15 protein-coding genes are annotated in these 12,983 nt (G+C 64.4%); 10 read left to right on the top strand and 5 right to left on the bottom strand.

Features of this window, described 5'->3' with window-relative positions; genetic code table 11:
* Position 1: 1 nt before the first annotated feature.
* Complete coding sequence (gene accC / locus IEV62_RS10385; RefSeq protein WP_188447159.1) at positions 2-1,354, top strand: acetyl-CoA carboxylase biotin carboxylase subunit; 1,353 nt, start codon at positions 2-4, stop codon at positions 1,352-1,354.
* A gap of 149 nt (positions 1,355-1,503) precedes the next feature.
* Here the strand turns inward: accC and IEV62_RS10380 are convergent, their stop codons facing one another.
* Positions 1,504-1,929: an ACT domain-containing protein gene (locus tag IEV62_RS10380; RefSeq protein ID WP_188447157.1), complete on the bottom strand. Its 426-nt coding sequence runs from the start codon at positions 1,927-1,929 to the stop codon at positions 1,504-1,506.
* Positions 1,930-2,220: 291 nt separating this feature from the next.
* Here IEV62_RS10380 and IEV62_RS10375 point away from each other — a divergent pair, with 291 nt between their 5' ends.
* The 9 genes from IEV62_RS10375 (at position 2,221) to IEV62_RS10335 (ending at position 9,146) form a co-directional block, all read left to right on the top strand.
* Complete coding sequence (locus IEV62_RS10375; protein WP_188447155.1) at positions 2,221-3,177, top strand: alpha/beta fold hydrolase; 957 nt, start codon at positions 2,221-2,223, stop codon at positions 3,175-3,177.
* Positions 3,178-3,241: 64 nt separating this feature from the next.
* A complete protein-coding gene (locus tag IEV62_RS10370) occupies positions 3,242-3,580 on the top strand; it encodes an ArsR/SmtB family transcription factor (protein ID WP_188447153.1) in 339 nt (112 codons plus the stop codon).
* Positions 3,577-4,002 carry an ArsI/CadI family heavy metal resistance metalloenzyme gene (locus IEV62_RS10365; RefSeq protein WP_188447151.1) on the top strand — a complete coding sequence of 142 codons (426 nt, stop codon included), beginning with the start codon at positions 3,577-3,579 and terminating at the stop codon, positions 4,000-4,002. Before IEV62_RS10370 ends, IEV62_RS10365 begins: the two co-directional genes overlap by 4 nt.
* Positions 4,002-4,358, top strand: coding sequence for an arsenate reductase family protein (locus IEV62_RS10360; RefSeq protein WP_188447261.1), 357 nt, complete (start codon positions 4,002-4,004; stop codon positions 4,356-4,358). The genes IEV62_RS10365 and IEV62_RS10360 overlap by 1 nt, the downstream gene beginning before the upstream one ends.
* Positions 4,355-5,011, top strand: coding sequence for an aquaporin (locus IEV62_RS10355; protein WP_188447149.1), 657 nt, complete (start codon positions 4,355-4,357; stop codon positions 5,009-5,011). The genes IEV62_RS10360 and IEV62_RS10355 overlap by 4 nt, the downstream gene beginning before the upstream one ends.
* Before the next feature lie 39 nt (positions 5,012-5,050).
* Positions 5,051-5,485, top strand: a complete 435-nt coding sequence (locus IEV62_RS10350; RefSeq protein WP_188447147.1) for an SgcJ/EcaC family oxidoreductase — start codon at positions 5,051-5,053, stop codon at positions 5,483-5,485.
* Between the two features lie 38 nt (positions 5,486-5,523).
* Entirely contained in the window at positions 5,524-7,764 is a 2,241-nt protein-coding gene (gene purL, locus IEV62_RS10345; RefSeq protein ID WP_188447145.1) for a phosphoribosylformylglycinamidine synthase subunit PurL, read from the top strand.
* Between the two features lie 59 nt (positions 7,765-7,823).
* On the top strand, positions 7,824-8,417 hold the full coding sequence (locus tag IEV62_RS10340) for a redoxin domain-containing protein (RefSeq protein ID WP_188447143.1): 594 nt from the start codon (positions 7,824-7,826) through the stop codon (positions 8,415-8,417).
* A gap of 54 nt (positions 8,418-8,471) precedes the next feature.
* Positions 8,472-9,146, top strand: coding sequence for a nitroreductase family protein (locus IEV62_RS10335; RefSeq protein WP_188447141.1), 675 nt, complete (start codon positions 8,472-8,474; stop codon positions 9,144-9,146).
* A gap of 183 nt (positions 9,147-9,329) precedes the next feature.
* Here the strand turns inward: IEV62_RS10335 and IEV62_RS10330 are convergent, their stop codons facing one another.
* From IEV62_RS10330 to IEV62_RS10315, 4 genes are all read right to left on the bottom strand, one after another.
* Positions 9,330-9,617, bottom strand: coding sequence for a DUF1467 family protein (locus IEV62_RS10330; protein WP_188447139.1), 288 nt, complete (start codon positions 9,615-9,617; stop codon positions 9,330-9,332).
* Positions 9,618-9,621: 4 nt separating this feature from the next.
* The gene (locus IEV62_RS10325) at positions 9,622-11,289 is read right to left on the bottom strand and encodes a ribonuclease J (protein ID WP_188447137.1); all 1,668 of its coding nucleotides are present in this window, start codon (positions 11,287-11,289) and stop codon (positions 9,622-9,624) included.
* 119 nt (positions 11,290-11,408) lie between these two features.
* Entirely contained in the window at positions 11,409-12,191 is a 783-nt protein-coding gene (locus tag IEV62_RS10320; protein WP_188447135.1) for a type III pantothenate kinase, read from the bottom strand.
* A 15-nt stretch (positions 12,192-12,206) separates the two neighbouring features.
* A complete protein-coding gene (locus tag IEV62_RS10315) occupies positions 12,207-12,959 on the bottom strand; it encodes a biotin--[acetyl-CoA-carboxylase] ligase (RefSeq protein ID WP_188447259.1) in 753 nt (250 codons plus the stop codon).
* Positions 12,960-12,983: the final 24 nt, after the last annotated feature.

Genomic DNA, 12,983 nt, shown 5'->3' with positions numbered 1-12,983 from the left:
CATGGCCGAGATCAAGAAACTCCTCATCGCCAATCGCGGCGAGATCGCGCTGCGCATCCACCGCGCGTGCCACGAAATGGGCATCCAGACGGTCGCAGTGCATTCGACCGCCGACAGCGACGCGATGCACGTGCGGCTCGCCGATCAGGCGATCTGCATCGGGCCGCCATCGGCGACCGAATCCTATCTCAACATTCCCAACATCATCTCGGCCGCCGAAATTTCGGGCGCCGATGCGATCCACCCCGGCTATGGTTTCTTAAGCGAAAATGCCAAGTTCGCCGAGATCGTCGAAGCGCACGACATCATCTTCGTCGGACCCAAGCCCGAACATATCCGCACGATGGGCGACAAGATCGAAGCCAAACGCAGCGCGGGGGCGCTCGGCCTGCCGCTGGTGCCGGGTTCGGCCGGACCGATCAGCGATATCACCGAAGCCAAGGCGATCGCCGCAGAGGCCGGCTATCCCGTCATCATCAAGGCGGCATCGGGCGGCGGTGGGCGCGGGATGAAGGTCTGCACCTCAGAGGCAGACCTCGAGACGCTGATGCAGCAAGCCGGGAGCGAGGCGAAGGCTGCGTTCGGCGATGCGACGGTCTATCTCGAAAAATATCTCGGCAACCCGCGCCATATCGAATTTCAGGTGTTCGGCGACGGGCAAGGTAATGCGATCCACCTCGGCGAACGCGACTGCTCGCTCCAGCGCCGCCACCAGAAGGTGCTGGAGGAGGCACCTTCTCCCGTGCTCGGCGCGGAAGACCGCGCGCGGATGGGCGGGATCTGTGCCAAGGCGATGGCCGATATGGGTTATCGTGGGGCCGGCACGATCGAGTTCCTGTGGGAAAATGGCGAGTTCTTCTTCATCGAGATGAACACCCGGCTGCAAGTCGAACATCCCGTGACCGAGGCGATCACCGGGCTCGATCTGGTGCGCGAACAAATCCGCATCGCCGAGGGGCACCCGCTGACGCTGCGCCAGGAAGATGTGCAGTTTCGCGGCCACGCGATCGAATGCCGCATCAATGCCGAGGACCCGCGCACCTTCGCCCCCTCGCCCGGGCTGGTGAAGCAGTTCCACGCGCCTGGCGGGATGAACGTGCGCGTCGATAGCGGGCTGTATGCGGGTTACCGCGTACCGCCGTACTACGATTCGATGATCGCCAAGCTGATCGTCTACGGCACCACGCGCGAGGGTGCGATCCGGCGGTTGCGCCGCGCGCTTGAGGAATTCGTGATCGATGGCATGAAAACCACGATCCCGCTGCACCAGGCACTGATCGAGGATCCCGATTTCCTCGCGGGCAACTATACGATCAAATGGCTCGAAGAGTGGCTCGCGCGGCAGGAGGACTAAGCGCCAACCCCCGTCGACCCTGGCCTGGCGCCCGGGGGCCGACCTCTCCGCATTGTCATCTGACGCGCTAACCCGCCCTCCAGCGTCCGACCAGAGCGCGATTTGGCGTGGCCCCGCGCGCGCTGACCGAGCGCGCGCGGGGCACCCTTCTAGCTTTCGGCGGATGCAGCCTCACGCTGCACGTCTTGGAGGATGCTGATTGCGCGCTCCGCCATCGACGCGGGGACAAACACATTGTCGTGATGGTAAGCTGCGATCATGTTGCAGGGGATGCCATGATCCGCGAGCGCCGTCGCGACGCCAGCTGTCAGGCCAACACCATCGAGCGCGGAAAACACCTCCAGCACGATCCGGCGCATCGGCATGGACACGTCGAAGCCGTGGTGACGAGCATCATCCTCCATGAGGACTAGCGCGACGCCCTCGTGCTCCCGAAACACCGCCACACTGCAATGCAAGAGCGCGTCTGCGACGGTTACGTCCTTGGTTGTGCAGAAAAAGTAAGTGCCATCTTTAAGGTCGGGTGTCATACCCGCGAGCATCGCGTGCCGCTCGCGCACCAGATTTTGCTTCATCTATCACCTGTACAGTCAAATTAGCCGATCAAGACCCAGCCTGCCGGATCAGGCTGGGCGGCTAATTCGGTGCTCGTTGGCGAAAGCGCGGATCATGCCGTCATCATATCCGCAGCAGCCCGCGCCGCCTAGCCCCGCTGCGAAACCGTGAAGGGGACAGTCGGCGGACGTGTTTCCCCGCACCAATCCGGCGCACGGCACCCCAACGCGCCGCTTGCCAGCGACACCTAAACCGGCAACCTTCTCGACAAGAGCCAGTCCGGACGCGGACGGCCAACCGGAGGGGATGCAATGCGCTGGCGGGTTTTGGGCTATATCGTTCTTGGCATCGTGACGGTTGGCGTCATCGCCTTCCTGTGGTTCCGCACGCCCGATACCGATCCGGCGGCGATGCGCGCGAAATATGGCGCGCCGCCGTCGCAATTCGTCGATCTGGGCGGTGGGCTGACGGTGCATCTGCGCGACACCGGACCGCGCGATGCCCCGGCGCTGGTGCTGGTCCACGGGTCGAACGCCTCGCTGCAGACGTGGGAGCCGTGGGTCGATCGGCTCGGCAAGCAGTACCGCATCATCCGGATGGATTTGCCCGGCCACGGCCTGACCGGTGCGAGCCCGATGCGCGATTATAGCCCGGCCGCCTATGTCGACGTGGTCGATCGCATCCGCGCGAAGCTCGGCGTGGATCATATTGTGCTGGCGGGCAATTCGATGGGCGGCGGCGTGGCGTGGCATTATGCGCTGGCACATCCCGACCATGTTCGCGCGCTCGTGCTGCTCGATTCGGTCGGCCAGCCCGAACCGGGCAATGCCAAGGCACCGCTCGCCTTTCGCATCGCGCGAATGCCGATACTGCGCAACATCGCCGCGCAAATCACGCCGCGCAGCATGATCGCCGATAGCTTGCCCGGCGTGTTCGGCGATCCGAAGCTGGCCGATGCAAAGATGATCGATCGGTATTGGGAATTGCTGTGCTATCCCGGCAACCGCGAGGCCACGCTCGACCGCTTCGCGCGCAAGCCCGACAGCGCAACCGACGCACAACTCGCATCCCTGAAACTGCCGGTGCTGATCCTGTGGGGCGAAAAGGACCAGCTTATCCCGCTATCATCAGGCAAATGGCTCCGCGCGCGCATCCCCGGCAGCCGGCTGATCGTCTATCCCGGCACCGGCCATTTGCCGATGGAGGAGCGCGCCGACCAAAGTGCCGCCGATGTTGCGGCGTTCGTGGCGGCGCTTCCGGCGAGGTAGGCCTGCGATCCGCACACTCGGGCGCTTGACGAGCCTTCGTTTCGATATTATTGGAAATATCGAAATGACTGATCCCGACCATATTATCTCGGCACTGGCCGCCCTCGCGCAATCACACCGGCTCGCGGCTTTTCGTATGCTCGTCGAAGCCGGGCCGGAGGGACTCGCCGCCGGCGTAATCGCGACGCGACTCGATGTCGCGCCATCGTCGCTTTCCTTCCACCTCGCCCAGCTCGAACGCGCCGGGCTCGTCAGCACAGTGCGCGCGGGACGCTCGATCCTCTATTCCGCCGACTTTGCCGCGATGAACGCGCTGGTTGGCTATCTCACCGAAAATTGCTGCGGCGGCGGCAGTTGCGTATCCGCCGCCGACGCCGCTACTCCCGAAAGGAATGCCGCATGAAGCGCCTGCACGTCCATGTCGCGGTCGATGATCTTGATCGCTCGGTGGCCTTTTACGCCAACCTGTTCGCCGCCGCGCCGACGGTGCTCAAGCCCGATTACGCCAAGTGGATGCTCGACGATCCGACCGTCAATTTCGCGATTTCCGCGCGTGGCGGGAAGGCCGGGGTCGAACATCTCGGCATCCAGGTCGAGGATGCCAGCGAACTCGCCGAAGTGTACGCACGGCTCGACAAGGCCGATGCGCCGGTGGTCGAGGAAGGCGCAACGACCTGCTGCTACGCCAAATCCGAAAAGAGCTGGATCACCGATCCGCAGGGCGTGGTGTGGGAGACGTTTCTGACGCAGGGCGAAGCAACGACCTATGGCACGTCCGCGACGATCGACGCGCTGACCGCCAAAACGGCATGTGGGTGCGCGTGATGCACGCAACGATCTGGCATAACCCGGCGTGCGGCACGTCGCGCAAGACGCTGGAGATCCTTCAGGAAACTGCGGGCGTCGATCTGACCGTGATCGACTATCTCAAACATCCGCCGACGCGCGAGAAACTCGTCCAGCTGCATCGCGACGCCGGCCTTTCGCATCGGCACGGTATGCGCACGACCAATTCTCCTGCCGCCGAACTGGTCGCCGACCTCGCCCTTAAGGATGCGGATGAAGCAACCATCCTCGACGCCATGATGGCACACCCGATCCTGATTCAGCGGCCGTTGGTCGAGACCGACAAGGGCGTGCGCTTGTGCCGACCGCCCGAGACAGTGCACGAGATTTTGTGAACGACGCGCGCGCGGTTGCGGCAGAATTTATTGGCTCGCTGATCCTGTTCGCGACCGTGGTGGGATCGGGAGTGATGGCGCAGCGCCTCGCGGGTGGAAATGATGCTGTTGCGCTGATCGGCAACACCGCGGCAACGGGCGCGGTGCTGTTCGTGCTGATTACGCTGCTCGGCCCGATTTCGGGCGCGCATTTCAACCCGGCGGTCACGCTGTTGCTCGGCGCGCGCAAGCGCTGGCTGCCGTTTATCGCGGCGCAATTGCTCGGCGGGATCATCGGCGTGCTGATCGTCCACGCGATGTTCGACATGCCCTTGATCGAACATGGCACGAAAATCCGCACCGGCATCGGCCAGTGGATCGGCGAATTCGTCGCGACGTTCGGGCTGTTGTTTACGATCGTCGTCGGCAGCCGCCAACGGCCCGATGCGGTGCCGGCGCTCGTCGCTTTGTGGATCGTCGCCGGCTATTGGTTCACATCGTCGACCAGCTTCGCCAATCCCGCGATCACGATCGCGCGCGCGCTGACCGACAGTTTCGCCGGGATCAGGCCGGTCGATACGCCGGGGTTCATCCTTGCCCAATTCGCGGGGGCGTGGGTCGCCGTGCGATTTGCCAATTGGCTGGCCCCACCAACGCCGATACCCTCACGTTGAACGCCGATTCGGCGGGCGAGGCGCACGGGGGCAGCACAGATGGATCATCAGACCGAACCGCACAGCATCCCGCCCTTGTTCGAGGCGGCATGGAACGCGCATGATATGGCGGCCTTTGGCGCGCTGTTTCACCCCGACGCCACCTTCGTCAATCGCTTCGCCACCTATTGGCGGGGGCGGGACGCGATCATTGCCGGACACCGCTTCATTCATGAAGGCGTCTATCGCGATTCGGTCCTGAAGGTGGACGCGCCCGATGTCGATCCGGTTTCGGACGATGTTGTGATCCTCCATTTCTGGACTCGGCTTCAGGCAGGCACCGCCCACCCAGCCGGGGCGCATCACGTCGATACGCTGATCATGGCCGTCGCCACACGCCGCGCCGAGGTGTGGTGCATCCAGGCGGCGGAGAACGTCACCTACCTCGATCCGCGCACCGGCAAGGAGCTGCTGCGCGACATTGATGAGCGGTAGGGCTAGCCGCTGCGGCGGGCGACCGCTAAAGCCCCGGCATGACCGAAATTACCCCTGAGATTGTCGCCCAGCACGGGCTGTCCCCCGAGGAATATGAGCGCGTCCTCCACGCGATGGGCCGCGAACCCAATCTGACCGAGCTCGGCATCTTCTCGGTGATGTGGTCCGAACATTGCAGCTACAAATCCAGCCGTATCCATTTGAAAAAGCTGCCAACTACCGGCGCGCACGTCATTTGTGGCCCGGGTGAGAATGCCGGCGTGATCGATATCGGCGACGGACAGGCCGCGATCTTCAAGATGGAGAGCCACAACCACCCGTCCTACATCGAGCCCTATCAGGGAGCGGCAACCGGGGTCGGCGGCATCCTGCGCGACGTCTTCACAATGGGCGCGCGCCCGATCGCCAACCTCAACGCGCTGCGCTTCGGATCGCCCGATCATCCCAAGATGCGGCATCTGATCGCCGGCGTCGTCCACGGGATCGGCGGATACGGCAATTGCGTCGGCGTGCCGACCGTTGGTGGCGAGGTGAATTTCCACCCAGCCTATGACGGCAACATCCTGGTCAATGCGATGACCGTCGGCGTCGCGCAGACCGACAAGATCTTTTACTCCGCGGCCAGCGGGATCGGCAATTCGATCGTCTATGTCGGCTCCAAGACCGGACGCGACGGGATTCACGGCGCAACGATGGCCTCGGCTGATTTCGGCGAGGATTCCGAATCGAAGCGCCCGACGGTGCAAGTCGGCGACCCCTTTACCGAAAAATTGCTGATCGAGGCGTGCCTCGAACTGATGGCGTCGGATGCGATCGTCGCGATTCAGGATATGGGCGCGGCCGGCCTTACCTCGTCGGCGGTCGAGATGGCGAGCAAGGGCGGCGTCGGAATCGAACTCGACATGAACGCCGTGCCGCAGCGCGAAACCGGCATGACGCCATACGAAATGATGCTGAGCGAAAGCCAGGAGCGCATGCTTATGGTCTTGAAGCCCGGCCGCGAGGATTTCGCAGAAGGCATCTTCAAGAAGTGGGAGCTCGATTTCGCGGTGATCGGAAAGGTTACCGAGACCGGCCATATGGTCCTGAAATTTAACGGCGAGACGGTGTGCGACATCCCGCTCGCCCCGCTCGCCGACGACGCCCCGCTTTACGATCGCCCCGCTGCATCGAAGGAAGAGTATCAGGCCTGGGCCAAGGTGCCGCCGCTCGGCGTAATGCCCGAAGCGAGCGACATCGCTGCCGATCTGCTGACCCTGATGGCATCGCCCGACATCGCCTCGCGCCGCTGGATCTGGGAGCAATATGATACCCAGGTCGGTGCCGACACGATTCAGCGCCCCGGCGGCGACGCCGCCGTGGTGCGCGTCCATGGTACGCAAAAGGGGCTGGCGATGAGCACCGATTGCACCCCGCGCTATTGCTATGCCGATCCCTATGAGGGCGGCAAGCAAGCGATCGCCGAATGCTATCGCAATTTGTCGGCAGTCGGCGCAATGCCGCTGGCCGTCACCAACTGCCTCAATTTCGCCAATCCGCAGCGGCCCGAGATCATGGCGCAGCTGACCGGCTGCCTCGACGGCATGGGCGATGCGTGCCGCGCGCTCGACTTCCCGATCGTGTCGGGCAACGTCTCGCTCTACAATGAAAGCAAGGCCACGGGTGGCGGCTCCGCAATTCTCCCGACACCGGCAATCGGCGGCGTCGGATTGCTCCCAGATTGGTCCAAGTCCGCGACGATCGCGTTCAAAGGCACCGGCGACGTCATCGTAATGATCGGTGAACGCCGCGGGCATCTCGGCCAGTCGCTGTGGCTACGCGAAGTCCATGGCCGTGAGGAAGGCCCCCCGCCGCCGGTCGATTTGATGGCAGAGCGGCGCAACGGCGTGTTCGTGCGCAAGCATATCGCCAATGGCGCGCTGACCGCGGTGCATGACGTCTCCGATGGTGGCGTCGCGGTGACGATCGCGGAAATGGCGCTCGCCGGGAATATCGGCGCGATGCTCCACGCGCCGCTGCCGTGCGGCGTCGCGTGCTCGCTATTCGGCGAGGATCAGGGGCTGTATATTGCCACGATCGCCGATCATCTGCTGCTCGCTACGCTGACCGCCGCCGATACGGCGGGGGTCGAAATCGAACGGATCGGCCGTACGATCGCCGGACGGATTATCTTCGAACTGCCCGATGACGACCATGTGGTGACACTCGATCAGTTACGCGGCGCGCATGAAGGGTTTTTCCCGCAACTGATGGGGGATGCCGCCGCACCGGTCGCGTAACGTAACGGCGGCAGCAGACGAATATAGCGGGGTAACAACTGCCAGGACAGGACCCCGCCATGACGTCACTCCGCCTCCGCGCCACGCTCGCCGCTGCGCTCGCCCTTGGATCGGCGGGTGCCGCCACGATCGGCGCTGCGCAATCCGCTCCCGCTCCCGCTCCCGCAGCGATCGGCCCTGCGGTCGGCGCACGGATCCCCACCGGTGCCGCGCTGATCGAAAGCAATGGCACCAAGACGACGCTGAGCGCGGTCGCGCACGGCAAGCCGGTGATGGTGATCCTGTTCCGCTCGGCCAAATGGTGCCCGTATTGCCAAGGCCAGTTGAAGAGCCGCGGCCCGGTCGCAGCCGCCGCCAAGGCGAAGGGCGTCGGTTTTATCGCGGTCAGCTATGATTCGCCCGCCGATCTCGCCGCCTTCGCCGCCAAGCAGAGTCTCACCTTTCCGCTTTACAGCGACACGGGCAGCAAGATGATCGATGCGCTAAAGTTGCGCGATCCGCGCTATCCAGCGGACAGCTTTGCCTATGGCGTGCCCTACCCGACCACGCTGTTGATCGACGCGCGCGGCACGGTGAAGGGCAAGACGATCGAAACCGATTACAAAATCCGCCCGACCAACGCCGATCTGATCGCCTTGCTCGCAAAGGTGTGACCGCCTCCCGAGCGGACGCTGGCGTGCGTTCGCTCGGCATGGCACATTCGACCGATGCTCGATCATCCCGCCATTCCTTGGGCCGGCCTGCCGCCGCTTGCTGATGCCGACCGCCTCGCGCGGGTGGAAGCGCTGCGTGACCAATTACGCACGCGGCGCACCTGCCGCGCGTTCAGCGCTGCGCCCGTCCCGCGCGCGATCATCGAATCTGCAATAGAGTCAGCCGGAACCGCGCCGAGCGGTGCCAACCACCAGCCGTGGCATTTCGCGGTGATTTCGACGCCCGCCCTGAAAGCCCAAATCCGCGCCGCCGCCGAGGAAGAGGAACGCGCCTTCTACGCGGGCAAGGCGAGCGCGGAATGGCTCGAAGCGCTCGGCCCGCTCGGCACCGATGCCGACAAAGCCTATCTCGAGATCGCCCCTTGGCTGATCGTCGTTTTTGCGCAGCGGCGCGGCGGGATCGATCCTAGCGACGACCGCCAGAATTATTATGTCAACGAAAGCGTCGGGATCGCGACCGGCTTGCTGCTCGCGGCGCTGCATGCCGCGCAGATCGCGACGCTGACGCACACGCCCAACCCGATGCGCTTCCTCAACCGTGTGTGCGCACGCCCCGCTACCGAAAAACCGGTCATGATCGTGGTCGCGGGCCATGCCGCGCCCGATGCGACGGTGCCGCTTCATGCGCTGCGCAAGAAGCCGCTCGCGCAGATTTCGAGCTGGCTGTGACCAGCGGCTATTCGGTATCGGGCACCGCGCGGGGTCGTGGTCGCGACGATGATCACGGCGACGCTCGAAATCCTGTCAGGTTCCGCCTTTGCGGCATCGGACGGCACGGGTCCGCTCGGTGTACTCGGCGGCAGCGGCTTTATCTCTGACGCACGACGCAGCGTGAATTCACGACGCTACGCCCTACCCCGCATATTCCACGCCGTTCCAAGCGCCGAGCGGGTCGATCATCTGCGGCGTCAACCAGCCATAGGTGAAGTTGAGCATGTAGAGCGACCACAAGATCGTCGCGACGATCGTCACCCGGATGGCGATCTTGCCCGCGTTGAACTCATGCGGCGCGCTCTCGGCTTGGCCGGGGACGCGTTCGACCCCGGCCTCGTCGCTGGTCTTCACCCCGAACGGCAGGACGAAGAACACCGAAAACGCCCAGAACAGGAAATAAATCGCCAGCGCCGAGGTCCACCGCATCGCGTCAGGCCTCGATCAGCAGAACATCGACATTGGGCTTCTTACCGGTCCAGCGCGTCGCGACCTTGCGCGTCGCCAGCCGGATGCTCTCGCGCATTTTGTCGCGATCGCCGCCGCCGCCGCGACCGCCCTGCTTGACCGCCGCGATCACCGCATCGATCGTTTCGTCGAGGAATGGCTCGCGGTCTTCCTCAACCGGGATGCCCTGGATCCGCACTTGCGGCGTGCCGATCAGCCCGCGCGACCCGATCGCGACCGCAACCGAGATCTGCCCGTTGATCGCCAGCTTGCGGCGCTCGTTGATCGTCTGCCCGTCACCCGGCAGGATCACGTCGCCGTCAAGCACCAGCCGCCCGACCGCAGCATTGCCGATCTTGGTCGGCGCGCCCGGCGCGAGGCGCACGATATCGCCATTGGTCTGCACCAAAGCGCGCGGCACGCCTTCGGACAGGCCGAAGCGCGCTTGCTCCATCAAATGGCGCATTTCGCCGTGGACCGGCATCAGCAGCTCGGGCTTCATCCAGCGATACATTTGCAGCAGCTCCGGGCGCCCCGGATGGCCAGAAACGTGGACGTGCGCCTGACGGTCGGTGATCATGATCACGCCCTTGGCGGCGAGCTGGTTCTGGATCCGCCCGATCGCGACTTCATTCCCCGGAATCTGCTTTGAGGAGAAGACAACGGTATCGCCCGTCTCGAGCGTGATCGGGTGCTGGCCATTGGCGACGCGCGCAAGCGCTGCACGGTCCTCGCCCTGCCCGCCGGTCGCCACCACCAGCACCTTGTCGCGTGGCAGGCGCATCGCCGCATCGGCATCGATCGTGTCGGGGAAATCCTTCAGATAGCCCGTCGCACGCGCAACCTTCAGGATGCGATCGAGCGAGCGCCCCTGAACGCTCAACTGCCGCCCGGTCGCGACCGCAACCTTGCCCAGCGTGTGCAAGCGCGCCGCATTCGACGCGAACGACGTGACCAAAACGCGCCCCTTGGCCTTGCCGATCACGTCCATCAAGCCCGACAGCACATCGCTTTCCGAGCCCGACGCCTCGGTATTGAAGACGTTGGTCGAATCGCAGACAAGCGCGAGAATGCCGCCATCGCCGATCGCCGCGAGCTGTTCGGGGCTGGCGGGCTGGCCGAGCACGGGGGCGGCATCGAGCTTCCAGTCGCCAGTATGGAAAATACGGCCATACGGCGTATCGATCAGCAGCGCCGAGGCTTCGGGGATCGAGTGCGACAGCGGCACGAACGTCACACCAAACGGCCCGAGGTCGAACTTGGTGTCGGGCTTGATGACCTTCAGCTTGACGCGATTGGCATTGCCCTCTTCCTCGAGCTTGCCACGGATCAGCCCGGCGGTGAAGGCGGTGGCATAAAGCGGTACGCCGAGATCCTCGGCGAGGTAGGGCAACGCCCCGATATGGTCCTCATGCCCGTGCGTCAGCACGATGCCGACCAGATCGTCGAGCCGTTCCTCGATGAATTGCAAATCAGGCAGGATCACGTCGATGCCGGGATATTGCGGATCGGCGAAGGTGATGCCGCAATCGACCATCATCCACTTGCCGTTACAGCCGTACAGATTGACGTTCATGCCGATTTCGCCCGACCCGCCAAGGGCCAGGAAAAGGAGTTCGTTCTTAGGGTTGGTCACGTAGTCTTGGTCTTTCATATGCGGCATCGCGGGACTCGCGAGCCAAGGGTTGCGCACCTAAGCGCTTGATTTCGTAGAGATCGGGGAAGCGGGGCACCGCGTAGCCGAGACTTTGGCGGGGCGCGCACGCGCTGACTCTAGGTCTGCATATGGGCGCGATCCCACAGAATCGCCAGCCCCTGAATGGTAAGATCGGGTTCGACCACGTCGAACACCGTCGTATGCTGTTCGAACAGGATCGCCAGCCCCCCGGTCGCGACAACGGTGATCGGCCGTCCGACCTCCGCCTTCATCCGCGCGACCAGCCCTTCGATCATCGCGACATAGCCCCAGAAGATTCCGATCTGCATCTGGCTGACGGTATCGCGGCCGATCACGCTGGTATCAGCAGGCGCTTCGATCGCGATGCGCGGCAATTTGGCGGCGGCGGTGACGAGCGCGTCGAGCGACAGGTTGATCCCTGGCGCGATGATGCCGCCTTTGTACGCGCCGGTATAATCGACCACGTCGAGCGTCGTTGCGGTGCCGAAATCGATCACGATCAGATCGCCCGGGTGCCGCGCATGCGCGGCGATCATCGTGACCGCCCGGTCCGCGCCGACGCTTTTGGGTTCGAGCACGTCGAGCGCCATGCCCCATTCGACCGGCGGCTCGCCTGCGATCAGTGCATTGCTGCCGAAATATTTGTGCGCCAGCGTCTGGAGGTTGTGCAGCGCGCGCGGCACGACGGTGGCGATGATGACGCCGTTCACTTGCCCCCGGTCATAGCCTTCGAGGGTCAGCAGCTGGCTGAGCCACACGGCATATTCGTCCGCGGTGCGGCGCGGATCGGTCGCGATGCGCCAGCGCGCCTTGATCGCGCCGCCTTCGAGCAGCGCGAAAACGACATTGGTGTTGCCGGCATCGATGGCGAGCAGCATGGGCTTGTCTTCTAATCAGAGCAAAAACACGTCGCCGGCGTGAATGACACGGGTCGTGCCATCCGCCAAGCGCAGGTTGAGCGCGCCGTCGGAATCGAGCCCGCCAAACAGACCATCTGTCGCGCTGCCATCGGGGAGCCGCACGGTCAGCGCGGTGCCGACCGGATGCGCGCGCTCGAGCCAGCGCGCGCGGACCGGCGCCAGCCCCTGCCCGCGCCATATGCCCAGCCAGCGCGCGAACGCGTCGGCCAGCGTCTCGGCAAAGTCGGCGGGTTCGGGGGTTACGCCCTGTGCCGCGAGGCTGGTTGCGCGGCGGTCGGTATCTAGCGGGTGATGCGCGAGGTTCACGCCTATGCCCACGACCACCGCATCACCCGCGCGTTCGAGCAGGATGCCCGACATCTTCGCGCCGTCGAGGAGGAGGTCGTTCGGCCATTTGATCCAGAGGCTGCCCTCACCCTTCCCACTCGGCTTCGCCGAGCGGGCCCCTTCCCTCTCCCAATGGGAGAGGGAGGGAGGAGCGAAGCGACGGAAGGGTGAGGGCAGGTCTTGTAAATACGCCCTAACCACCTCCTCCAACGCCACCGCCGCCACCAGAGCCAGCGTCGGCGCAGCCGGATCGGCGCCGCGCACGCGCACCACCGTGGAGCCATAGAAATTGCCCGTAGGTGACGCCCAAACCCGCCCCTGCCGCCCGCGCCCACCACTTTGGCGCTCGGCACGCAGCCAGATACCCTCGGTTATCCCCGACACCGCGAGCGCCAGCATATCGGCATTGGTCGACCCCGTCTC

It is taken from the genome of Sphingomonas psychrolutea (genome assembly GCF_014636175.1).
In the GTDB taxonomy this organism is placed as follows: Bacteria; Pseudomonadota; Alphaproteobacteria; order Sphingomonadales; family Sphingomonadaceae; genus Sphingomonas; species Sphingomonas psychrolutea.
Note: the sequence above shows the minus strand (reverse complement) of the source record. Positions and strands in the feature narration are given on the sequence as shown.

What these genes read in the sequence shown, in the direction of transcription:
- purL (WP_188447145.1), top strand. Translation starts at nt 5,524, where the DNA reads ATGACCGAAATTACCCCTGAGATTGTCGCCCAGCACGGGCTGTCCCCC.
- IEV62_RS10375 (WP_188447155.1), top strand. Translation starts at nt 2,221, where the DNA reads ATGCGCTGGCGGGTTTTGGGCTATATCGTTCTTGGCATCGTGACGGTT.
- IEV62_RS10350 (WP_188447147.1), top strand. Translation starts at nt 5,051, where the DNA reads ATGGATCATCAGACCGAACCGCACAGCATCCCGCCCTTGTTCGAGGCG.
- IEV62_RS10320 (WP_188447135.1), bottom strand. Translation starts at nt 12,191, where the DNA reads ATGCTGCTCGCCATCGATGCCGGCAACACCAATGTCGTTTTCGCGCTG.
- IEV62_RS10360 (WP_188447261.1), top strand. Translation starts at nt 4,002, where the DNA reads ATGCACGCAACGATCTGGCATAACCCGGCGTGCGGCACGTCGCGCAAG.
- IEV62_RS10370 (WP_188447153.1), top strand. Translation starts at nt 3,242, where the DNA reads ATGACTGATCCCGACCATATTATCTCGGCACTGGCCGCCCTCGCGCAA.
- IEV62_RS10315 (WP_188447259.1), bottom strand. Translation starts at nt 12,959, where the DNA reads ATGCTGGCGCTCGCGGTGTCGGGGATAACCGAGGGTATCTGGCTGCGT.
- IEV62_RS10330 (WP_188447139.1), bottom strand. Translation starts at nt 9,617, where the DNA reads ATGCGGTGGACCTCGGCGCTGGCGATTTATTTCCTGTTCTGGGCGTTT.
- IEV62_RS10325 (WP_188447137.1), bottom strand. Translation starts at nt 11,289, where the DNA reads ATGAAAGACCAAGACTACGTGACCAACCCTAAGAACGAACTCCTTTTC.
- IEV62_RS10380 (WP_188447157.1), bottom strand. Translation starts at nt 1,929, where the DNA reads ATGAAGCAAAATCTGGTGCGCGAGCGGCACGCGATGCTCGCGGGTATG.
- IEV62_RS10340 (WP_188447143.1), top strand. Translation starts at nt 7,824, where the DNA reads ATGACGTCACTCCGCCTCCGCGCCACGCTCGCCGCTGCGCTCGCCCTT.
- IEV62_RS10365 (WP_188447151.1), top strand. Translation starts at nt 3,577, where the DNA reads ATGAAGCGCCTGCACGTCCATGTCGCGGTCGATGATCTTGATCGCTCG.
- accC (WP_188447159.1), top strand. Translation starts at nt 2, where the DNA reads ATGGCCGAGATCAAGAAACTCCTCATCGCCAATCGCGGCGAGATCGCG.
- IEV62_RS10335 (WP_188447141.1), top strand. Translation starts at nt 8,472, where the DNA reads ATGCTCGATCATCCCGCCATTCCTTGGGCCGGCCTGCCGCCGCTTGCT.